This is a genomic window from Streptomyces sp. JHA26, from assembly GCF_002005565.1.
Classification (GTDB): Bacteria; Actinomycetota; Actinomycetes; order Streptomycetales; family Streptomycetaceae; genus Streptomyces.
In genome coordinates this window covers 29,345-48,722 of record NZ_BDJC01000006.1, presented here as the reverse complement: position 1 = coordinate 48,722, position 19,378 = coordinate 29,345, and the positions used below count along the sequence as shown (strand labels likewise).

The 19,378-nt window shown below is 71.4% G+C and carries 22 protein-coding genes and 1 pseudogene; 18 read left to right on the top strand and 5 right to left on the bottom strand.

The window, feature by feature from the left end:
* Positions 1-29: 29 nt before the first annotated feature.
* From cpaB to JHAT_RS05520, 11 genes are all read left to right on the top strand, one after another.
* The gene (cpaB, locus tag JHAT_RS05570; protein ID WP_077796899.1) at positions 30-737 is read left to right on the top strand and encodes a Flp pilus assembly protein CpaB; all 708 of its coding nucleotides are present in this window, start codon (positions 30-32) and stop codon (positions 735-737) included.
* Between the two features lie 9 nt (positions 738-746).
* Complete coding sequence (locus JHAT_RS05565; RefSeq protein WP_077796898.1) at positions 747-2,000, top strand: AAA family ATPase; 1,254 nt, start codon at positions 747-749, stop codon at positions 1,998-2,000.
* Positions 2,001-2,119: 119 nt separating this feature from the next.
* Complete coding sequence (locus JHAT_RS05560) at positions 2,120-2,455, top strand: septum formation initiator (protein WP_077797000.1); 336 nt, start codon at positions 2,120-2,122, stop codon at positions 2,453-2,455.
* 1 nt (position 2,456) lies between these two features.
* Complete coding sequence (locus tag JHAT_RS05555) at positions 2,457-2,834, top strand: TadE/TadG family type IV pilus assembly protein (RefSeq protein ID WP_077796897.1); 378 nt, start codon at positions 2,457-2,459, stop codon at positions 2,832-2,834.
* Positions 2,835-2,957: 123 nt separating this feature from the next.
* On the top strand, positions 2,958-4,295 hold the full coding sequence (locus JHAT_RS05550) for a CpaF family protein (protein WP_077796896.1): 1,338 nt from the start codon (positions 2,958-2,960) through the stop codon (positions 4,293-4,295).
* Between the two features lie 9 nt (positions 4,296-4,304).
* Complete coding sequence (locus tag JHAT_RS05545; protein WP_077796895.1) at positions 4,305-5,249, top strand: type II secretion system F family protein; 945 nt, start codon at positions 4,305-4,307, stop codon at positions 5,247-5,249.
* 13 nt (positions 5,250-5,262) lie between these two features.
* Positions 5,263-6,150 (top strand): DUF5936 domain-containing protein, encoded by an 888-nt coding sequence (locus JHAT_RS05540; protein ID WP_077796894.1) that lies wholly within the window; start codon positions 5,263-5,265, stop codon positions 6,148-6,150.
* 303 nt (positions 6,151-6,453) lie between these two features.
* The gene (locus JHAT_RS05535; RefSeq protein WP_077796893.1) at positions 6,454-6,651 is read left to right on the top strand and encodes a Flp family type IVb pilin; all 198 of its coding nucleotides are present in this window, start codon (positions 6,454-6,456) and stop codon (positions 6,649-6,651) included.
* Positions 6,648-7,238 (top strand): pilus assembly protein TadG-related protein, encoded by a 591-nt coding sequence (locus tag JHAT_RS05530; RefSeq protein WP_077796999.1) that lies wholly within the window; start codon positions 6,648-6,650, stop codon positions 7,236-7,238. Before JHAT_RS05535 ends, JHAT_RS05530 begins: the two co-directional genes overlap by 4 nt.
* Positions 7,239-7,270: 32 nt before the next feature.
* Positions 7,271-7,849: a hypothetical protein gene (locus JHAT_RS05525; RefSeq protein ID WP_077796892.1), complete on the top strand. Its 579-nt coding sequence runs from the start codon at positions 7,271-7,273 to the stop codon at positions 7,847-7,849.
* Positions 7,850-7,857: 8 nt separating this feature from the next.
* The gene (locus tag JHAT_RS05520) at positions 7,858-8,481 is read left to right on the top strand and encodes an OmpA family protein (protein ID WP_077796891.1); all 624 of its coding nucleotides are present in this window, start codon (positions 7,858-7,860) and stop codon (positions 8,479-8,481) included.
* A gap of 142 nt (positions 8,482-8,623) precedes the next feature.
* Here JHAT_RS05520 and JHAT_RS35150 read toward each other — a convergent pair whose 3' ends face one another.
* The 4 genes and pseudogenes from JHAT_RS35150 to JHAT_RS35145 form a co-directional block, all read right to left on the bottom strand.
* Entirely contained in the window at positions 8,624-9,034 is a 411-nt protein-coding gene (locus JHAT_RS35150; protein ID WP_077796890.1) for a glyoxalase/bleomycin resistance/extradiol dioxygenase family protein, read from the bottom strand.
* Between the two features lie 23 nt (positions 9,035-9,057).
* On the bottom strand, positions 9,058-9,198 hold the full coding sequence (locus JHAT_RS34950; RefSeq protein WP_216353421.1) for a hypothetical protein: 141 nt from the start codon (positions 9,196-9,198) through the stop codon (positions 9,058-9,060).
* 21 nt (positions 9,199-9,219) lie between these two features.
* A complete protein-coding gene (locus JHAT_RS05510) occupies positions 9,220-9,411 on the bottom strand; it encodes a hypothetical protein (RefSeq protein WP_077796998.1) in 192 nt (63 codons plus the stop codon).
* A 90-nt stretch (positions 9,412-9,501) separates the two neighbouring features.
* A pseudogene (locus JHAT_RS35145) lies at positions 9,502-9,687 on the bottom strand (Scr1 family TA system antitoxin-like transcriptional regulator); the annotation flags it as partial.
* A gap of 74 nt (positions 9,688-9,761) precedes the next feature.
* On the opposite strand from JHAT_RS35145, the gene JHAT_RS05500 reads away from it, so the two are divergent.
* Positions 9,762-10,094, top strand: coding sequence for a hypothetical protein (locus JHAT_RS05500; protein WP_307718344.1), 333 nt, complete (start codon positions 9,762-9,764; stop codon positions 10,092-10,094).
* A 196-nt stretch (positions 10,095-10,290) separates the two neighbouring features.
* Here JHAT_RS05500 and JHAT_RS05495 read toward each other — a convergent pair whose 3' ends face one another.
* On the bottom strand, positions 10,291-10,668 hold the full coding sequence (locus JHAT_RS05495) for a DUF192 domain-containing protein (protein ID WP_077796889.1): 378 nt from the start codon (positions 10,666-10,668) through the stop codon (positions 10,291-10,293).
* A 423-nt stretch (positions 10,669-11,091) separates the two neighbouring features.
* Between JHAT_RS05495 and JHAT_RS05490 the strand changes: the two genes are divergently transcribed.
* The 6 genes from JHAT_RS05490 (at position 11,092) to JHAT_RS05460 (ending at position 19,297) form a co-directional block, all read left to right on the top strand.
* Positions 11,092-11,502, top strand: coding sequence for a hypothetical protein (locus JHAT_RS05490; RefSeq protein WP_077796888.1), 411 nt, complete (start codon positions 11,092-11,094; stop codon positions 11,500-11,502).
* 8 nt (positions 11,503-11,510) lie between these two features.
* Positions 11,511-13,541 carry an ATP-binding protein gene (locus tag JHAT_RS05485; RefSeq protein ID WP_077796887.1) on the top strand — a complete coding sequence of 677 codons (2,031 nt, stop codon included), beginning with the start codon at positions 11,511-11,513 and terminating at the stop codon, positions 13,539-13,541.
* 434 nt (positions 13,542-13,975) lie between these two features.
* Complete coding sequence (locus JHAT_RS05480; RefSeq protein ID WP_077796886.1) at positions 13,976-14,848, top strand: LLM class flavin-dependent oxidoreductase; 873 nt, start codon at positions 13,976-13,978, stop codon at positions 14,846-14,848.
* 64 nt (positions 14,849-14,912) lie between these two features.
* Complete coding sequence (locus JHAT_RS05475) at positions 14,913-15,716, top strand: class I SAM-dependent methyltransferase (RefSeq protein WP_077796885.1); 804 nt, start codon at positions 14,913-14,915, stop codon at positions 15,714-15,716.
* A 1,108-nt stretch (positions 15,717-16,824) separates the two neighbouring features.
* Positions 16,825-18,150, top strand: coding sequence for a PhoH family protein (locus JHAT_RS05465; protein WP_077796883.1), 1,326 nt, complete (start codon positions 16,825-16,827; stop codon positions 18,148-18,150).
* A gap of 451 nt (positions 18,151-18,601) precedes the next feature.
* A complete protein-coding gene (locus tag JHAT_RS05460; protein ID WP_171990757.1) occupies positions 18,602-19,297 on the top strand; it encodes a transglycosylase SLT domain-containing protein in 696 nt (231 codons plus the stop codon).
* The last annotated feature ends 81 nt before the right edge of the window (positions 19,298-19,378 follow it).

Sequence of the window (19,378 nt, the reverse complement as noted above, 5' to 3'; positions counted from 1 at the left end):
CCGATTCCCCCAATGAGGTTGCACGGTCCATGAACTCCCGTCAGCGCCGCGGCATCATCCTGCTGATCCTGTCGGTCCTCTGCGCCCTCGGCGCCTTCGCCGGCGTGCTGTCCGTCGTCAACGACGTGAAGTCCAAGGTCGGCCCCGAGGTCACCGCGTACCAGGTGAAGAACGATGTGGCGCCCTACACGCCCCTCAGCGCGGGCCAGTTCGAGAAGATCGAGATGCCCGAGCGCTGGCTGTCGGAGAACGCGGTCACCGACCTCTCCCGGATCCGCGGCAAGATCGCCGTGACGACGCTGAAGGGCGGCTCGCTGCTGCAGAGCGACATGATCGTCGACCAGCCCGCCCTGCAGCCCGGGCAGCAGGAGGTCGCCATCATGATCGACGCGGCGACCGGCGTCGCCGGCAAGATCACACCGGGCGCCACCGTGAACGTGTACGCCACCTTCGAGGGGGAGCGTGACACCACCCCCGACCAGTCCAAGATCATCGTGACGAACGCCAGGGTCATCGACGTCGGCGAACTCACCTCGCTCCAGCCCGGTGAGAAGAGCAGCGACCGACGGACCACCGAAGCGGTCCCCATCACCTTCGCCCTGTCCACCCTCGACGCCCAGCGCATCACCTACGCCGAGTCGTTCGCCCAGCGGGTCCGGCTCGCGCTCGTGGCGCCGGGGAGCGACACCACGGTCCCGGACAAGGACCGTACGTACGAACTCGCGAAGGACAAGTGAGAGGCCCGCATGCCCACGAGGATCCTCCCGGCAGTCGGCGACGCGGACGCCGTACGGTCCATCACGACCCTGCTCAGCCAGCTCCCCGACGCCGAACCGGTCGCCCCGGTCACCGACTCCACCCAGCTCGTCGACACCCTGGCCCGGCTGGCCGCCGAGTCGGTCGACGAACTGCCCGAGGTCGTCGTGGTGCACGAGCGGATCGGCCCGGTCCCGGCGCTGGAGCTGATCCGCGAGGTCGCCCTGCGCTTCCCGGCCGTCGGCGTCATCCTCGTCACCTCCGACGCGAGCCCCGGCCTCTTCCAGGCCGCCATGGACTACGGCGCCCGCGGCCTGGTCGCCCTGCCGCTCGGCTACGAGGAACTCGCCAGCCGCGTCCAGGCGGTGGCCCAGTGGTCGGTGGGCGTCCGCCGGCACCTCGGCAGCGGCGGCGACGTGTTCACCGGCGCCGGCGGCACCGTCGTCACGGTCAGCGGTGCCAAGGGCGGGGTCGGGACGACCCTGACCGCCGTCCAGCTGGCGCTCGCCGCTCAGGCGTCCGGCCGCGCCACCGCCCTGGTCGACATGGACCTCCAGGCCGGCGACATCGCCTCCTACCTCGACGTCCAGTTCCGCCGGTCCGTGGTCGACCTGGCCGCCATCAACGACATCTCCCCCCGCGTCCTCGCCGACGCCGTCTTCCGGCACGACACCGGCCTCGCCCTGCTGCTCGCCCCCGGCGAGGGCGAACGCGGCGAGGAGGTCACCGACCGCGCCGCCCGCCAGATCGTCAGCGCCCTGCGCTCCCGCTACGAGGTCGTCGTCATCGACTGCGGCGCCCAGCTCGGCGGGGCCGGCGCGGCGGCCGTGGAGATGGCCGACACGGCGCTGCTGGTCACCACCCCGGACGTGATCGCCGTCCGGGGCGCCAAGCGGGCGGTGCGCATGTGGGACCGGCTGCAGATCCGCAAGGCGGAGGAGACGACCGTCGTCGTCAACCGGCACACGCGCGCCACGGAGATCCAGCCCCCGCTGGTCCGCAGGATCACCGGCACGGCGGTCGCCGCCACCACCGTCCCCGCGGGCTTCAAGGAGCTCCAGGGCGCCGTCGACTCCGGCCGCATCCACGAACTCGACGGCAGGAGCACCGTGAAGCAGGCCCTGTGGGCCCTCGCGGGCGAGCTGGGGCTGGCCAAGGCGGCCGGGAACGACCGCAGGGGCGGCCGGTTCCGCAGCGACCGCGGCTCGGCGGGCCTCCGACGCCGGAAGGACGGTGGGGGATGACGACCTACGGCTTACCCCACCGGCGGACGGGGAACGGCGACCGGTACCGCGACCGGTACGACAACCGCGACCGCGCCCGGTACGGCGACCGCGGCCAGGTCACCGTCGAGTTCCTCGGCATGACGCCGACGATCATCGTCACGCTGGTGGTGCTGTGGCAGCTCGTGCTCGTGGGATACACGTACACGCTCGCGGGTAATGCTGCGGACGAGGCGGTACGGGCGGCGACGGCGGCGGGCCCCGGGGCGCGGCAGGGGGCCTGCCAGGACGCCGGCCGGGACAAGCTGCCGGGGGCCTGGGAGGGGGGTGCCGGTGTGGACTGCTCCACCGCGAACGGGTACGTCACGGCCGACGTGCGGCTCGAGGTCCCCCTCCTCTTCCCCGGCACCGTCGGCTTCCCCTTCACCGTGCACGGACACGCGGGCGCCGTCGAGGAAGAGGAGGACGACGACTGAGATGCCGTACTCCCACCGCACCGGACGTGCCCGCGACCGCGGCCAGGTCGCCATCGAGTACCTCGGCTTCCTCCCGGTCCTGGTCGTCGTCGCCATGGCCGCCGTACAGCTGGGCCTCATCGCCTACACCGCGCAGCAGGCGGGCACCGCGGCCCGCGCCGGCGCCCGGGGTGCCTCGCTCCAGCAGAGCGCCCAGGAGGCCTGCACCACGGCGGTCAGCGACTGGCTGGCCGACGGCACGGACTGCCCGCCCTCGTACGGCGGGGACGAGGTGACGGTCACCGCCTCCGTCGACATCCCCTCCATCGTCCCGGGCTGGGACTTCGGGGACGCGACCAGGACGGCGACCATGCCGCTCGACCACCGAGCGGACGAGTGACGCCATGACCGGTGACCGCATGACCAGTGACCGCTCGACCCCTGGCCGCATGACCCGTGGCCGCACGACCGGCGACCGCACGACCGGCGACCGCGTGAACGAGGAGCAAGGAGCACCGGACGCATGAGCCTGCGCGCACGCATCCACGCACCCGATGAGCACGGCGGCCGGGGCGAGGACGGCCACCTCGTCGCCTCCTACCGGGCCAAGCTCCTGGAGGAGATCGACCTCGCGGAGATGAGCTCGCTCGCCACGGCCGAGCGCAGGGCCCGGCTGGAGCGCGTCCTCGGGCACATCATCAGCCGCGAGGGCCCCGTCCTGTCGACGGTCGAACGCTCCCAGCTGATCCGCCGGGTCGTGGACGAGGCCCTCGGCCTCGGCATCCTCGAACCCCTGCTGGAGGACGCCTCCATCACGGAGATCATGGTCAACGGACCGGACGCGATCTTCGTCGAGCGCGGCGGCCGCGTGGAACAGCTCCCGCTCCGCTTCGCCTCCGAAGACCAGCTGATGCAGACCATCGAACGCATCGTCTCCACCGTCAACCGCCGCGTGGACGAGTCGAACCCGATGGTCGACGCCCGCCTGCCCTCCGGCGAGCGCGTCAACGTCATCATCCCGCCGCTGTCCCTGACCGGCGCCACGCTCACCATCCGCCGCTTCCCCCGCTCCTTCACCCTCCAGGAGCTGATCGGCCTCGGCTCGCTCGACGAGCACATGCTGTACCTGCTCGCCGGACTGGTGCAGGCCCGCTTCAACATCATCGTCTCGGGCGCCACGGGCACCGGCAAGACGACCCTCCTCAACGCCCTCTCCGGCCTGATCCCCGAGACCGAACGCATCATCACCATCGAGGACTCCGCCGAACTCCAGCTCCAGCAGGCCCACGTGATCCGCCTGGAGTCCCGCCCGCCCAACGTCGAGGGCAAGGGCCGCATCACCATCCGCGACCTCGTCCGCAACTCGCTGCGCATGCGCCCCGACCGCATCGTCGTCGGCGAGGTCCGCGGCGGCGAGTCCCTGGACATGCTCCAGGCCATGTCCACCGGCCACGACGGCTCCCTCGCCACCGTCCACGCCAACAGCGCCGAGGACGCCCTGATGCGGCTCCAGACCCTCGCCTCCATGTCGGACGTCGAGATCCCCTTCGCCGCCCTGCACGACCAGATCAACAGCTCCGTCGACGTCATCGTCCAGCTCACCCGCTTCGCCGACGGCGCCCGCCGCATCACCGAGATCGCCCTGCTGGCCAGCCACGGCGGCGAGCCCTACCGCCTGGCCACGGTCGCCCGCTTCAACGCCCGGCCGATGACCGCCGACGGCCGGATCCACGGAGCCTTCGCCCACCACCCCCTCCCGCGCCGCACCGCCGAGCGCCTCTACATGGCGAGCCAGCCCATCCCGCAGGCCTTCGGCGTGGCCGACACCGCAGACCAGCTCGCCACCCGAGAAGCCAGGTAGGACCGCCCGATGGAACTGCACACGCTCGTCACGCTCACCACCGGCATCACGCTGCTGACCTGCACCCTGGCGGTCCTGGGCCTGCACTCCTACACCGCCGGCAAGGCCCAGCGCGAGGCCCTGGTCGACCGCCTCTCCGCCACCGGGCAGCTCCCCTCCACCGGCCGCCGGCGCCGCTTCCGCACCCTGGACCGCCGCCTGCGCCGCACGAAGCTCGGCCGCAGGCTGGAACTGCGCCTGGCCGCGACCGGCCTGGACATCACCCCCGGCGAGTTCTTCGCCTGCATGCTCGCCGCGGTCGCGGGCCTGGGGCTGGTCGGCCAGGCCGCCCTCGCCCCCTTCTTCGGCCCGATCGCCGGCCTGCTGGGCGTCTGGGCGGCGATGCAGTTCCTCACCTGGCAACGCCAGAAACGCATCGAGAAGTTCATCAACCAGCTTCCCGAACTCGCCCGCATCCTTGCCAACGCCACCCAGGCCGGCCTCGCCCTGCGCACCGCCATCGGCATGGCGGCGGAGGAACTGGAGGCCCCGGCCGGCGAGGAACTCGGCAAGGTGGCCGACCAACTGGCCCTCGGATCCTCCATGGACGACGCCCTGAACGAACTCGCCGAACGCCTCCCCTCCCGCGAACTGGTCGTCCTCGTCACCACCCTCGTCCTGTCCAACCGGGCGGGCGGCCAGGTGGTCGGCGCCCTGCGCAACCTGACGGAGACGCTGGAGGAACGCAAGGAGACCCGACGCGAGGTCCGCACCCAACTCGCCCAGGTCAACATGACGTCGTACGCCGTGCCGGTGCTCGGCGTCGGCTCCCTGTTCCTGATGAACGGGGTGAAGGACGGCGCCCTGGAACGCATGACGGGCTCCCCGGTCGGCCAGGGCGCGGTGATCGTCGCCTTCGGCCTCTACGCCGTCGGCTTCGTCCTCATCCGCCGCCTGTCCCGCATCGACGTCTGAGGAAGGGGGAGCCATGGGACTGCTGCTCGCACTGGTCATGGGCCTGAGCGTCTGGGGCGCCTTCGCCGGCATCCGCATGTACCGCGCCGACGCCAAGCTTCCCACCGACCTCGCCCTCGCCCTCGAGGTCGGCTCCACCCGCACCGGCGCCGTCGACTCCCTGATCGACCGCATGGGCATGCGCTACGCCCCCGCCGTACTGCGCCTCATGGGCCCGGCCCTGGTCGCCAGGTACCGCCGCCGCATCGACCTCGCGGGCAACCCCGGCGGCCTGACCCTCGACCGCTACGCCGCCCGCCGCGCCGTCTACGGCTTCCTCGGCGCCGTCGGCTTCCTGGTCTTCCTCCTGCGCGGCCAGTACGTCGTCGCCCTGCTCCTGCTGGCCTTCGGGGCGTTCTGGACGGAGGTCGGCATCTGGTCGGCGATCCGCATCCGCAAGGACGTCATCGAGCGCACGCTCCCCGACTTCCTCGACGTCCTGGCGGTCGTGGTCAGCGCCGGCCTCGGCTTCCGCCAGGCCCTGGACCGCGTCTCCATGCGCTACGAGGGCCCCTGGGCCGACGAACTGCGCATCACCCTGCGCCAGATGGACCTCGGCATGAGCCGCCGCCAGGCCTTCGCAGAGCTGCGCCGACGCAACGACTCCGAGCAGGTGGCGATGTTCGTGACGGCCCTCCAGCAGGGCGAGGAACTGGGCGCGCCCATCGTGGACACCCTGGTCTCCCTGGCCAGGGACATGCGCCGCACGGACGCCCAGAACGCCCGCCGCAAGGCCGCCCGCGCGGTGCCCAAGGCCACCATGATGATCACCACGTTCATGGTCCCGGCCACGATGATCCTGCTCGGCGCCGGCCTGATCCTGGGCTCCGGCACCGACTTCGGCACGATCACGGGGGAGTAGGCGGACATGCCGATCACCTGGCCGGGGAAGGGAGCGGGCGCCAGCCGAAGGAGTGCGACTGCACACGAAGGAGATCCTTCGAAACCCATTCAGCGGAAGCCTGGTTGGGCTTCTTCTACGCAAAACCTTTCGCACATGCAATCAGTTGTGGGACAGTCGTTGTCCGGTACCCCCGACAGGTCGAGGTTCGCATGAACAGACTCCACCGGCGCCGACCGCTCCGGGGCCACCACGAGGTGGCCGGGTCTGGAGCACCCTCGACGGACCGACCCACAGCACACGTCCACCCTGAAGGGGAACACCATGAACAACTGGCTGCACACCACCACCGCGTACCTGCGCTCCCACGCCGCCCGGAACGACAGGGGGCAGACGGCCGTGGAGTACCTGGGGATCATCGCGGTGGTGGTGGCCATCGTGCTGGCGATCACGGGGACGGACATCGGGCAGACGATTTACAACGCGATCGCGGACAAGATCACCGAGGTCACCGGTGGCTGACGGGTCACACGTTCGGCGATGCGGGGCAGGCCTTCCCCATCTACATCACTGTGGTGGGGGGCCTGCTCCTTCTCGCGCTCGCGTACTTCGCGGTCGGTCAGGCCGCTGCGATTCGTAGCGAAGCCCAGACGGCGGCGGATGCCGCAGCGCTCGCAGCGGCCCTGGAAACCCGGGACCGTCTCGCGGACGCGTGGCTGGCGAACGTCGAGGAACCGGATACGTGGCAGGACATCTTCGACGGGAATGCGCTGGTACCCGACGAGTGCTGGCGCGCGCATCAATTGGCGGCGCGTAATGACGCGAGCGTGGAATGCCGACCGGACGGGCCCTTGGGCTACACGGTTGCAGCAGAGACCAACAAGACCGTCGGAGACACGATCGTGCCGGGCACGGAGAACCAGAAGGCCACGGAGTCCGCAACCGCCGTCATCGAGGCACGCTGCTCGTTCAAGCCGCCCGCCGAGGATGCCGACGAGGATGCGCTGCCTGCATTGTCCTGCGAGGGCGAGGACTGGCACCTGGATCCGGAAGACCTCTCGGACCTGCCAAAGCCCGAGGATCTCTTCGACGTTCATCTGGCCGACTGACAGCGAACCATGAGGACTAAGGAAGCAGAGTCATGACCATTCGGTTCACAGCAAAGGCCCGCAGGGGATTGATCGCATTGCCCCTCGCGATCGGGCTGGCCTTCGGTGTGACGAGTTGTGGCGGCGCAGGTGACGACGAGAAGCCGAAGACGTCGCCGACCACCTCCAAGACCAGTGAGTCCAAACCGGACGCTCAGGAAGGGGACTCTGAGGGGACCTTGGCCGAACTGAGGGGCCCCGATGGTCTGCTTCTGACGGTCACGACCGCACAGCGTGATGACGGGGGCTTCGTCACGGTGAGCGGTGACCTGAAGAACGACGGTGACAAGTCGGTCAACGTCCCCGCGCAGTTGAGCGGCGACGAGACCGAGATCATCCGGAACGGCAAGTCCCTCGGCGGCGCCACCTTGGTGGACTCCAGGGGAAAGAAGCGCTACTACGTGCTGCGTGACACAGAAGGCCGCCCCCTCACGACAACGAAGTTTCCCGCGTTGAAGGCGGGTGAGGTGCTTCCGGTCTTCATGCAGTTCCCGGCGCCCCCGGCGGACACGACCGAGGTGACGCTTCAGCTACCCATGTTCGCGACCGGCACCATCACCATCTCCGGTTGAGGCACCCCATGACACACACCCGCCTCTCCCCGGCCCTCACCACCGTCACCCTCCTCCTCGCCGCGAACCTCTGCGGCGCCGCCACCGCGCACGCCGACGACGGCCCGTCCGTGCCCCCGGGCACGGAGGCCACCGCGTCCGCGCCCGTCGAGGTCGACCCCAACGACCCCGACCTGAAGCTGCCGGACGGCGCCACGCTCGCGCAGGCCAAGGTGTTGGACATCAAGTCGGTCGTCGAGGACCAGAGCGGTGACGAGCGTCGCGAGGACACCAACACCAGCGTGACCTTCGCGCTCCAGGCCGAGGTGCTGTTCGGCAAGGACAGCGCGAAGCTCGGCGGCGAGGCGAAGTCCCGTGTCGCGGGGATCGCCGAGGAGATCAGGAAGCAGAACGCCGGCAGGATCCGCGTCTTCGGCTTCACGGACAACCTGGGCTCCTCCGCCCACGGCGACGTCCTGTCCAGGCAGCGCGCCAACGCCGTCCAGGAACTCCTCGCCCAGACCCTGAACGACTCCGGCATCACCTACGAGGTCCGCGGCTACGGCGAGGACTACCCCATCGCCGACAACTCGACGGAGGCGGGCCGCAAGAAGAACCGCAGGGTCGAGGTCTCCTTCCCGCGCACGTCGTGAAGGCGACGGCACGGCGGGGCGCCGCACGGGCGGCCGGCGTCGCACTCGCGGCGCCGACGTCTGTCCTGCTGACCGTCTGCGGCGCCAAGGTCGCGTACACGGTGACGTCGGGTGACGCCCGCTCCCAGGCCGGTGCGAGTGGTCACCCGGCGGCGGCCGGCCTACGCCGAAGCTCCTCCTCCGAGACGTCTTCCACGTGGGTCAGAAACACCCAGTTGTGACCCGAAGGATCCTTGAGGATGACGGTGCGGTCACCGTGAAACATGTCTGTCGGCGGCTGGAGGATCTCGGCGCCGGCAGGGTGCACAGACACCTGCTCGACGTGGAGGTTGCCGTCGACGCGGTCGGCGATCAGGTAGGCGACCGGGACGTCGGCGGCGTTCGCCGCGACCCATGCCAGTCCGGCGTGGTGGTAGCAGACGAGTTCACCGAGCGGAAGCGGCTCGTCCGCGGCGATCTCCGGCATGCCGATGTCCCGGAAGCACTGCCCGGCGGCCCTCTCGGTGTCCTGGAGAACGGGCAGCTCGTCCAGACGCACGGCTCGGATGTGCATGTCCCCATTTTTCTCCCAGCCCTTCACGGGCTGACGGCGGCTCCGGCCGTTCCGCCCTCTCCCGCCCTCGGCACGGGGACGGTGCCGTCACTCACCAGGTCCACGACCGCGTCGCCGTCTACGGGTGCGAGGCGGAAACGGAAGCGCCGGGTGGTCCGGGCCATCGTCACGCGCACTGTGGGTTTCTACAGCAGGTGATCCGCCTCGCCCGCCCTGATCCCGCGGATGAGGGCGCGAAGGGCTTCCCGGCTGTCGGTGAGGGGGTGGTCCTCCTGTCCGGCCACGGCGATGTAGGCGTTGCCGTCGGCGTCAGTGCCTATGCGGAAACAGTTGTTTCCTTCGGTACAGAAAGGCTCTTCCCAGGTGATTTCCGGCATGACAGCCGCTCCTCGGAGTTCGTGGGCGATGCGGTGGATGAAGTCACGAGAGGCCTGGGGATCGAGTGACTTGTCGTGCCACCAGTCCATGTGCGAACGGTACTTGGCGAGCTGCGCGTCGGCATGGGTGAACTCTCCGCCGTGGGCGGAGTCCAGTTGGACCGTGTCCGACTGAGGAACGGTGCCGTGGGCGTAGAGCACGGCGTGGCCCGCACCGGGAAAGGCGCCCGCTTCGACGGGGAGTACCCGAATCTCTACGTTGTCCCGTTCGGACATCACGCTCCCCGCACAGCCCGGCCGTCGTACGCACCGCGACCCGCATCGTCCTGCGAGCCCACGGCCTGAGCGGCATGACCGACGCGGCGGTACAGGTGGTGAGCGAACTCACCGCCTGCGCCTGTGTCTTCGCGCCCACCGCGGAGGTGTACGTATCGCTGCGTTATCGGGACGGCGCCCTGCGCGTGGTCCTCTACGACGGTCACCCCCGCCACACTCACCCCCGCCTCGCCGCCGCCTGCGACGCCCGCCGCCGCTCGGCCCTGCGCCTGCCGGCCTGCGTGGTCCGGGCGTGCGGTGGCGACTGGGGCTTCGGCGACGCCCGCGAACCGGGCGGCGGCACCCGCATGTGGGCGGTCCTTCCCCACGCCGGAGCGCACGGCTACACCGGCGACCGGGAGCCGTGACCGGCCGAGGCCGCGGCGGAGGGGCACCGATCTCGCCCGGCGGCCCCCCGGCGGAATGCTGCCGACGAACCCCCTCGCAGGTGCTGATGGGAGCGAATGTCCCAGCGACACGCCGCCCCGCGCCCTGCTCTGCCGGGACATTCGCTCCCATCGGCGAACGCCGCCCAGGTCACCGAACCGCTCCAGGCGCGCCCCCCTACTCCTCCGCCCGCACCTCCACCCGCACCCCCGCCCGCACCCCCCACCCGGCCATCACCCCTGCCTCGGCCTCCAGCACATGCCGGGAGCGGAGCCGGGGGAGTCCCAGCCGGCCCGGGGGCATGGTGCGGACGGCGAGGACGGTGAGGCGGCGGTCCAGGTAGGCCACGTCGATGGGGAACCGCATGCGGAAGGTGTGCACGCTGCCGGCCGGCGTCAGCAGCAGCGCCCCCTGGACCGCGTCCCGCCCCAACAGCCCCTTGGTGCGGGCACGGTAGGACGCGGCGATCTCCAGCGGCACGGCGACCGCCGTCCCACCGGACCCACCCCCCACGACCAGCTGCCCCCGCCCGTCCCGCCAACGCCGCAGTCCCATACCCACTCCCTTCCGCCCACCGCACCCCGGCACACGTCCCCGGAGCACGAAATGCTGCTGCCCGGACCCCAGCGGGATGCCGCGGGCGGAGTTCTCCGGCAGGCGCTGATCGGAGCGAATGTCCCAGCGACACGCCGCCCCGCGCCCTGCCCTGCCGGGACATTCGCTCCCATCGCCGAACGTCGCCAAGGGGTGCCGAACCGCTCCGGGCGTGCGGCCTCGGCAGCCTCGGACGGCCCGGGCGGCAGTATCCCGACGGGCCGTCAATTCACTTGCTTCGGCAATTTGTTCGGGTACTTCCGCGGCTGCACCCCGCGCCGGTGAATTATGTGCGATGCCCCCTCGCCCCCTCAGCACCACCACTACCCTCCACAGGCAAAGCAACCGTGACTGTGGTGATCGGTGCGTTCGCAAGGGGAAACAGTGACCGATATCGAATCCGTGCTCGGGCAGGTCGTCCCGGCAGTGGGTGCGGCCGTCGCGGTCTACGGAGCCGACGTGCTCCGCAGGGCCGAGGACGAGGCCGCCGGGGAGACTGTCCGGCTGGGCCGACGGCTGCTCGGCAGGATCCTGGATCGGACCGCGCGCCGCGCGCCGATCGAGGAGGCGGTGACCGACCTGGCGGAATCGCCCGACGAGGACGCGCTCGCCGTGCTGCGCGCGCAGCTGCGGAAAGCCCTGAAGGACGACTCGTCCCTGTTGGCCGAGGTCGCCGCGCTGCTTCCCCCGGCGCCCGACGTGCGGGCCGGGGGCAGGCGGGGGATCGCTGTCGGCGGAGACGTCAACGGGATCCTCTCCACCGGAGACGGCGCGACGATCGTCCAGGGACGATGAGCGGCGACATGGGGCAGCGCCCCGACGGCGCCCACCCCGCGCCGCCCATGGAAGCGCCCCGGGTCCCGGCCCCGGCTCCTGCGCCGTTCGACGTGGGCCCCGACGAGGTGCTGGTGCGCCCGTCGGACACCCTCACGATCATGGGCAACGTCGAAGGCGTCGTCAGCGCGGGCGACAACGCCACCATCGTGGTGGTGGGCGACGACGGGGCGCCCCGCGTGATCGAGGCCGGCAGTCTGCTGCGGCTGCCCCTGCGAACCCCCGTCCCCCTCCCGGAGCCGGCCCCGGAAAACCTGTTCGGCCGCGACGAAGTCGTCGAGCGGGTCCTGGCGCAGCTCACCGAGCGACGTCACGTCCAGCTCTACGGCGAAGACGGCGTGGGCAAGAAGGCGATCGCCCGGGCCGTGCACCGGCAACTGGCACGGCGTGGACAGCGCGGATTCGTCCTGACCCCGCGCGTCGGCGAGACCGGATCGCTCCAGTCCCTCTACGCGCGACTGACCGAGGTGTTCTTCGGCCAGGTCCCTCTGCGGGACATCGACGCGACCGTGCTCCGCACCGCCCTCGCCCCGGTGTCCGACGTCCACATCACCGTCTACGAGAGCACGCTGAGCCCGGCCGACACGGCCCAGCTGCTGGAGACCTTCCCGGGGTGCACGTTCCTGTTCACCTCCCCTTCCCCCACGTTGCCCGACAGCGACGCCGCGCACCATGTGCAACGGCTGTCCGACGAAGCGGCGACCGACCTCCTCGGCGCCGAACTCGGGCTGGACGGGAAACCGGAGGGGCTGCGCAGGCTGCAGTTCGAGCGCGTCCTCGAACTCTCCGAAGGCAGGCCCCAACGCCTGCGCATGTACGGCAAGTTCATCAAGGACTCCGACGCCTGGCGGACGCAGGGGAAGCGGGGGCCGCACGACCGCCCGCCGCCGGTCGACCCCGAGCAGCTCAGCCCACTCGACCAGGCCCAGGCACTGGCCGTCACCCTGAGCGAACCGGCGCGCCGCGCCCTGGTGGCCCTGGCGACCTTCGGTACGCCGCTGTCCGCCGACTGGCTGGCACCGGTCACCGGAACCGCCCGTGCCCCGGAGGCGGTACGCGAACTCCACGACCGGCGGCTGGTGACCTACCAGGACGACGCCGTCCGGATCACCCCCGACGCCGCAGCCGCGGTCCGCCGGCTGGAGGACTGGCCGCCCGCCGACCCGGTCACCGCGGCCGAGGGACTGATCGTGGAGCTCCGACGACGTGACTCCGCATCACCGCTGCCCGACCTCCACGTGCTGCAGGCCGTCGCGGAAGCCCTGTGCAACGGCAAGCACTGGGCGCCGGCGAGCCGCTTCGTCGGTGTCGCCGCGCCCGTCGCCCTGGCCGGCGGACGGGGCCGAGTGGCCCTGCGGCTCTACTCCCTGGGCACGCTGGCCGCGGCGCGCGGCGGCCTCACCAAGGACCGGCACGCCTATGCCCGTGCCGAGGAGCAGACCCGCGATCTGCTCCGGGGCGACCGGGCCGCCGTACTTGCCGCTCTGGCCGTCCTCGCCCCGCCCGGTGCACAGGTGGCTTCGGCCGGCGGCGTCCTGGGCAAGGCGTTCGCACAGGTCAAGAGCATCGTCGCCGCGGTCGGCACGAAGACCGCGGTAACCGTCACCACCGTGGTCGTGGCGGCCGGGGTGGCCACCGGAGTGGTGGTGGCGAACTCGGGCGACGACATGCCCGCCGGCTGCGCGGAGGCGTACCGGGCCAACGAAGACGCCAAGAACCGTGAGGTACGCACCGCACAAGACCTCGCGGCCACCTACCGGCAGACCGCGTCGGATCTGGAAGCGGCGGCGGCGAAGGCGACGGACTCGAAGATCACTTCCGGGCTGCGGACGCGGGCAGCCGAGCTGAACACCGAGGCCGACACCGCGGAACGCGAGGGGGACGGTGACCTGACGGGCGCACATCCCGATGTCATCGCGGCCCTCGACTCCTCGAAGTCCCTCCGGGCTCAGATCGGAACACTCCAGGTGATCATGCAGGTCTGCCCGAGCCAGGACTGACGGTCGGCAGCGCACGAGTGGCCGCATGGTCCTCGTCCGAAGCTCCGTCACGAGCTCGATGTCGTGCGTGGTCCGAGTGAGCGGGTGCGGCGGAGTGCCGCCGCACGTGCTCGTCGGCCTGGGCGGCGGGCGCCGGGAGCCGGTGTTGCTCCGGTGCGCCGTGGCGTCGCCGAACCCGGCCTCCGGTCGCGCGGAACGGTCCGTGTCGGCCGGTGGGCCGCAGGGATCTCCCGCTGCCACCGTGCCCGGGTCCGCCGTCCGCAGCGGGCCGCGGTCACCTCATCGCGCTCCGTCCGGAGGGCCCGAGGCCTCGGCCGAAGAGGCCGAAGAGCCGGTCGGCCGACCCTCCACGACCTCCACCCGCACCCCGGCACACGTCCCCGGAGCACGAAATGCCGTTGTCCGGCCCCCGCGGTCAACGGTAGGAAGACCCCATGACCGCACTCGGCGCAGTATTCCGCCCCCAGCTCGCCCCCGAACGACTGCGCGACGTGGCACGCGTCGCCGAGGAGGCCGGGCTGGAGGAGCTGTGGCTGTGGGAGGACTGCTTCCTCGAGGGCGGGATCTCCACGGCCGCCGCCGCCCTCGCGTGGACCGAGCGGCTCCGGGTCGGCGTCGGGCTGCTGCCCGTGCCCTTGCGGAACGTGGCCGTCACCGCCATGGAGGCCGCCACGCTGCACCGGATGTTCCCCGGCCGCGCGGTCCTCGGCGTCGGACACGGCGTACAGGACTGGATGGGGCAGGTCGGGGCGCGGGCCGAGTCGCCGGTCACGCTGCTGCGGGAGCACCTCCTCGCCCTGCGGGCCCTGCTACGCGGGGAGCGGGTGACGACCGAGGGGCGGTACGTCCGGCTCGACGACGTCGCCCTCGACTGGCCGCCCGCACCGGGGGCCGAGGTGCTCGCCGGGGTGACCGGGCCCCGTTCGCTGCGGCTCGCGGGGGAGGCCGCCGACGGGACCATCCTCACGTCGGTCCACACCCCCGACGCGGTGCGGCGGGCCCGTCTGCTCGTCGACGAGGGACGGGCGGCGGCCGGGCGGACCGATCCTCACCGGGTCGTCGTGTACCTCCTCGCGGCCACCGGACCCGGCGCCACCGAGCGGCTGCGGGCCGAACAGCGCGCCGAGGGCCTCGAGGTCGCGCCCGACCTGGGGGTCGCCGGAGACGCGGAGGCCGTCGCCGAGGCCGTCAGGCGGATGGCCGAGGCCGGCGCCGACACCGTCGTCCTCCAGCCGACCGGGGACGAACCCGACCCCGAGGGCTTCGTCCGGTTCGCGGCCGAACAGGTCCGGCCCCTGGTGGACTGAGCCGGCCACCGGCCACCGGCCCCCGCCCCTCCCCCCACACGTACATCCCGATCGGATCGCCCCCATGACACCCCCGCCCTCCTCCTCGTCCTCCCCGTCCTTCGACGCCCTCGTGGCCGAGGGCGCCGCCGTCCCCACCGAGGGGTGGGACTTCTCCTGGTTCGAGGGGCGGGCCACCGAGGAACGGCCGTCCTGGGGATACGCGCGGTCCATGGGCGGGCGGCTGGCCGGAGCCACCGCCGTGCTGGACGTGCAGACCGGCGGCGGCGAGGTCCTGGACTTCGCCCTCGGCGTCGCCGCCCCGCACCGGCCCCCGCTCGTCGTCGCCACCGAGGGGTGGCCGCCGAACCTCGCCAAGGCCACCGCACTGCTCCACCCGCGCGGCGTCCCCGTGGTCGCCTCGCCCGACGACGCGCCGTTCCCCTTCGCGGACGGGGCCTTCGACCTCGTCGTCAGCCGGCACCCCGTCGTCCCCCGGTGGACGGAGATCGCCCGGGTGCTCGCGCCCGGCGGTACGTACTTCGCCCAGCACGTCGGCCCCGGCAGCGTCTTCGAGCTGATCGAGTACTTCCTCGGCCCCCTGCCCGAGGAGAACCGCAACGCCCGCCACCCCGACCTGGAACGCGCCGACGCCGAGGCCGCCGGGCTCGAGGTCGTCGACCTGCGGGCGGAGCGGCTGCGGATGGAGTTCCACGACATCGGTGCCGTGGTCCACTTCCTGCGCAAGGTGGTGTGGATGGTCCCCGGATTCACCGTCGAGGAGTACCGGCCCCGCCTGCGCGACCTGCACGAACGGATCCGGGCCGAGGGCCCCTTCGTCGCCCACGGCGCGCGCCAGCTCTTCGAGGCCCGCAAGCCGCACGCGTAGGCCGGAGGCGGGGCTCGGACGGACATGGCCGGGAACTGCCGTTCGGGCCACGGTGCGCCCGCCGCCGTCCGGGTGATTTCCCGGGTGCTCGCCGGGGCGGGGGCGGACACCGGGTCAGGTGTGCCGTTCCGGACGTAAGCGGCCTACCTTCGCAAACATCCGCGCTCCGGAGGGAGCGTGCGGAATCACCCCGCGATCCTCACAGGGTTTCCACATCGTTATCCGCCGGTGCCCCTCGCGGGTCGAAACCATCCGCAGCGATCACGTAAATTCGAAGCAGGTAATTCGCGTGAGCAAAGCTGCGCGTGTGGCACCGCGCAGCGGAGGGGGCTGCGCGGTGCCTGGTCAAGCGAGCGTTCGCCGGTGGTGTCACCCGGTGGAGGGGTGCGGGGGGCGCGCCGTCGCGTCGGGGTCAGCGCGCACTAGAGCCTCTGTATGGCCACCTCTGTCACCCTTTTCCCCGTGAATTCCGTGCGAATGGCCACGTTCTGGCCACGATTCAGGGCGGAATATGCCGTTCCGTGACTACCCGGGCGTTGTCGGGCGATTTCGGAGAGTAGTTGTGGCACGCCGATGCACGCAGCATCACTTACGAAGGGTTATGGTGGAAACCCCCCCTCGGGCCGGTCCGTCTCCCCCCCACGGACCGGCCCGTTTTTCTGTCTCCCGCCCCTCCCCTGTCTCCCGCGACGCTCCGCCCCCGGCCCCGAGGCCACCGGCTCCGAGGCCCCGGCCCCGAGGGCTCCGCCCCCCGGGCCGCCCGCGCCCCGACCCGTCCGGGTGCCCACGTGGGGCGCCCGTCATCAGGAGTTCACCACCGCGTCGTCCCCCGTCACTGCATGGCGGCGCTCGTTCGAGGGCATAAGCCAAGCAGGTCGATGCCCGAACCACGGGCATCGGATCTCAGCGGGCGGCGCGGAGCCGTCCGCCCGGGAGGCCCTTTGCACCAGCCCCACCGTGCGGTCACGGCGCGGAAGAAGCGGCGGAGGGCCGGTTCGCGGTCCGCGCCCGTGCAAGGCGGCCGTCGACCGGCCGGCTCGTTCCCGCCCTCCCGGCCCAGCGTCCGCTCCGTCGCTCCCCGACCTCTTCCGAGGGGGTACGTCCTTCCGTGGTGACCAGCACAAAGCGCCACAAGCCAGATCGGCGCACCTACGTTCTCGACACCAGCGTCCTGCTGGCCGACCCCAAAGCACTGAGCCGCTTCGACGAGCACGAGGTCGTGCTCCCGATCGTCGTGGTGACGGAGCTGGAGGCCAAGCGGCACCATCCCGAACTGGGCTACTTCGCCAGGCAGGCCCTGCGCCTGCTCGACGAGTTCCGCGTGCGGCACGGTCGCCTCGACGCCCCCATCCCGATCGGGGACCTCGGCGGGACCGTGCGTGTCGAGCTCAACCACTCGGACCCCAGCGTGCTGCCGACCGGCTACCGCCTGGGGGACAACGACTCCCGCATCCTCGCGGTCGCCCGCAACCTGCAGGCCGAGGGGTTCGACGTCACCGTGGTGTCGAAGGACCTCCCGCTCAGGATCAAGGCGTCCTCCGTCGGTCTGCTCGCCGAGGAGTACCGCGCCGAGCTCGCCATCACGGACGCCTCCGGCTGGACCGGCATGTCCGAACTCACCCTGCCGGGTGAACAGGTGGACGTGCTCTTCGAGGAGGGCCGGGTCCACGTCCCCGAGGCCGCCGAGCTGCCCGTGCACACGGGGCTGACCATCCAGTCGGAGCGCGGCAGGGCGCTCGGCCGCGTCACACCCGACGGCAGCGTCCGGCTGGTGCGCGGCGACCGGGAGGCGTTCGGCATCAAGGGCCGCAGCGCCGAGCAGCGCATCGCGCTCGACCTGCTGCTGGACCCGGACGTCGGCATCGTGTCGATGGGCGGCCGGGCCGGCACCGGCAAGTCGGCGCTGGCGCTGTGCGCGGGACTGGAGGCCGTGCTGGAGCGCCGGCAGCACCAGAAGGTGATGGTCTTCCGCCCGCTGTACGCGGTCGGCGGGCAGGAGCTCGGCTATCTGCCCGGCTCCGAGGCGGAGAAGATGAGCCCCTGGGCCCAGGCCGTCTTCGACACGCTGTCGGCGGTCACCAGCCGCGAGGTCATCGAGGAGGTCACCGCCCGCGGCATGCTGGAGGTCCTGCCGCTCACCCACATCCGCGGCCGCTCGCTGCACGACGCGTTCGTGATCGTGGACGAGGCCCAGTCGCTGGAGCGGAACGTCCTGCTGACCGTCCTGTCCCGGATCGGCGCCAACTCGCGGGTCGTGCTGACCCACGACGTGGCACAGCGCGACAACCTGCGGGTGGGGCGGTACGACGGAGTGGTCGCCGTCGTCGAGAAGCTGAAGGGGCATCCGCTCTTCGCCCACGTCACGCTGACGCGGTCCGAAAGGTCCCAGATCGCGGCGCTCGTGACCGAAATGCTGGAGGACGGGCACATCTGAGAACCGCGACCCGACAAGGGGTCGCTCGTCCCGACCGCCGACGCCGTCCGGAAAGGCCAAGAGCCTAGCCGGGCGGCGTCGTCGCGCGTGGAGGTTTCTCGAAATCCGCAGGGCCAAACGGGATGTGAGCTTTCACACGCAACACAGAATTGCCTCACCGCGCCGGGTTACGGCAGAGTCTCATTCCTGTCAGGCCCCGCATACGACACACCTGTACCCCCAGGGGTGCCTCCCACGCCGTCAGGCAGTGGGGGACGTACGGCACCACAGAAGCACCAGTCCAACTCCATAGCAGCGTCGTATGCCGCCCGAGCACCACGCGGCGCTCCCGTCGAGGGAGTTGTCCACCGGGCCCGCGCCTCCCGTGACCCGCAGTTGGGGAGGCCAGTGCCAGGGGCACGATTGCGTCCGCGAGGGTCACCGAAGCGGGCGATGCTGGAAGGAAAACCGTGTGAGCCGGATCTCGGTCCGGGGATTCGCAGTGGCCTCGGCCACGGCGGTCACCGCAGTCGGAAGCGTCGTCGGCGTTGCCTCGGGCAGCACCGCTCAGAACCACGACGCGGAGGCGACGGCAGCAGGCACGACGCTGCTCGCGGACATCCCCATGGGCGAGCAGGCGCAGGTGCAGACCGCATCCCTGACGCAGCAGGCCGACGTACAGGCCATCGCCGCGGACGCGAGCGCCAAGAAGGACGCCGAGGAGGCGGCCCGCAAGGAAGCAGCCAAGACCGCCGTCGCCAAGCAGGAGAAGGCGAGGAAGGCGGCCGAGCAGGCCAGGAAGCGCGAGGAGGCCAAGGAAGCGGCCAGCCGCGACGCCGCGCGCGAGTCCGTGACCTTCGCCGTCCAGAGCTCCTACACCGTCGGCCAGATCCAGGCGATGGCGCGTCAGATGGTCCCCAGCGGCCAGTTCCAGTGCTTCAGCAACATCGTGGACCACGAGTCCAGCTGGAACTACCGGGCCGTCAACGCCTCCTCCGGCGCCTACGGCCTCTTCCAGGCCCTGCCCGGTTCCAAGATGTCCTCGGTCGGCTCCGACTGGCAGACCAACCCGGCCACCCAGATCAAGTGGGGCCTCAACTACATGGACAGCCGCTACGGCAGCCCGTGCGACGCCTGGGCCTTCTGGCAGAACAACCACTGGTACTGAGCCGGCCCGGCCCGCCGCTCAACCTCGCGCAGCCCCTCACCGTCCTACGGTGAGGGGCTCTCGCGCTTCCGCCATGTACGG

What these genes read in the sequence shown, in the direction of transcription:
- cpaB (WP_077796899.1), top strand. Translation starts at nt 30, where the DNA reads ATGAACTCCCGTCAGCGCCGCGGCATCATCCTGCTGATCCTGTCGGTC.
- JHAT_RS05565 (WP_077796898.1), top strand. Translation starts at nt 747, where the DNA reads ATGCCCACGAGGATCCTCCCGGCAGTCGGCGACGCGGACGCCGTACGG.
- JHAT_RS05560 (WP_077797000.1), top strand. Translation starts at nt 2,120, where the DNA reads ATGACGCCGACGATCATCGTCACGCTGGTGGTGCTGTGGCAGCTCGTG.
- JHAT_RS05555 (WP_077796897.1), top strand. Translation starts at nt 2,457, where the DNA reads ATGCCGTACTCCCACCGCACCGGACGTGCCCGCGACCGCGGCCAGGTC.
- JHAT_RS05550 (WP_077796896.1), top strand. Translation starts at nt 2,958, where the DNA reads ATGAGCCTGCGCGCACGCATCCACGCACCCGATGAGCACGGCGGCCGG.
- JHAT_RS05545 (WP_077796895.1), top strand. Translation starts at nt 4,305, where the DNA reads ATGGAACTGCACACGCTCGTCACGCTCACCACCGGCATCACGCTGCTG.
- JHAT_RS05540 (WP_077796894.1), top strand. Translation starts at nt 5,263, where the DNA reads ATGGGACTGCTGCTCGCACTGGTCATGGGCCTGAGCGTCTGGGGCGCC.
- JHAT_RS05535 (WP_077796893.1), top strand. Translation starts at nt 6,454, where the DNA reads ATGAACAACTGGCTGCACACCACCACCGCGTACCTGCGCTCCCACGCC.
- JHAT_RS05525 (WP_077796892.1), top strand. Translation starts at nt 7,271, where the DNA reads ATGACCATTCGGTTCACAGCAAAGGCCCGCAGGGGATTGATCGCATTG.
- JHAT_RS05520 (WP_077796891.1), top strand. Translation starts at nt 7,858, where the DNA reads ATGACACACACCCGCCTCTCCCCGGCCCTCACCACCGTCACCCTCCTC.
- JHAT_RS35150 (WP_077796890.1), bottom strand. Translation starts at nt 9,034, where the DNA reads ATGCACATCCGAGCCGTGCGTCTGGACGAGCTGCCCGTTCTCCAGGAC.
- JHAT_RS34950 (WP_216353421.1), bottom strand. Translation starts at nt 9,198, where the DNA reads ATGGCCCGGACCACCCGGCGCTTCCGTTTCCGCCTCGCACCCGTAGAC.
- JHAT_RS05510 (WP_077796998.1), bottom strand. Translation starts at nt 9,411, where the DNA reads ATGCCGGAAATCACCTGGGAAGAGCCTTTCTGTACCGAAGGAAACAAC.
- JHAT_RS05500 (WP_307718344.1), top strand. Translation starts at nt 9,762, where the DNA reads ATGACCGACGCGGCGGTACAGGTGGTGAGCGAACTCACCGCCTGCGCC.
- JHAT_RS05495 (WP_077796889.1), bottom strand. Translation starts at nt 10,668, where the DNA reads ATGGGACTGCGGCGTTGGCGGGACGGGCGGGGGCAGCTGGTCGTGGGG.
- JHAT_RS05485 (WP_077796887.1), top strand. Translation starts at nt 11,511, where the DNA reads ATGGGGCAGCGCCCCGACGGCGCCCACCCCGCGCCGCCCATGGAAGCG.
- JHAT_RS05480 (WP_077796886.1), top strand. Translation starts at nt 13,976, where the DNA reads ATGACCGCACTCGGCGCAGTATTCCGCCCCCAGCTCGCCCCCGAACGA.
- JHAT_RS05475 (WP_077796885.1), top strand. Translation starts at nt 14,913, where the DNA reads ATGACACCCCCGCCCTCCTCCTCGTCCTCCCCGTCCTTCGACGCCCTC.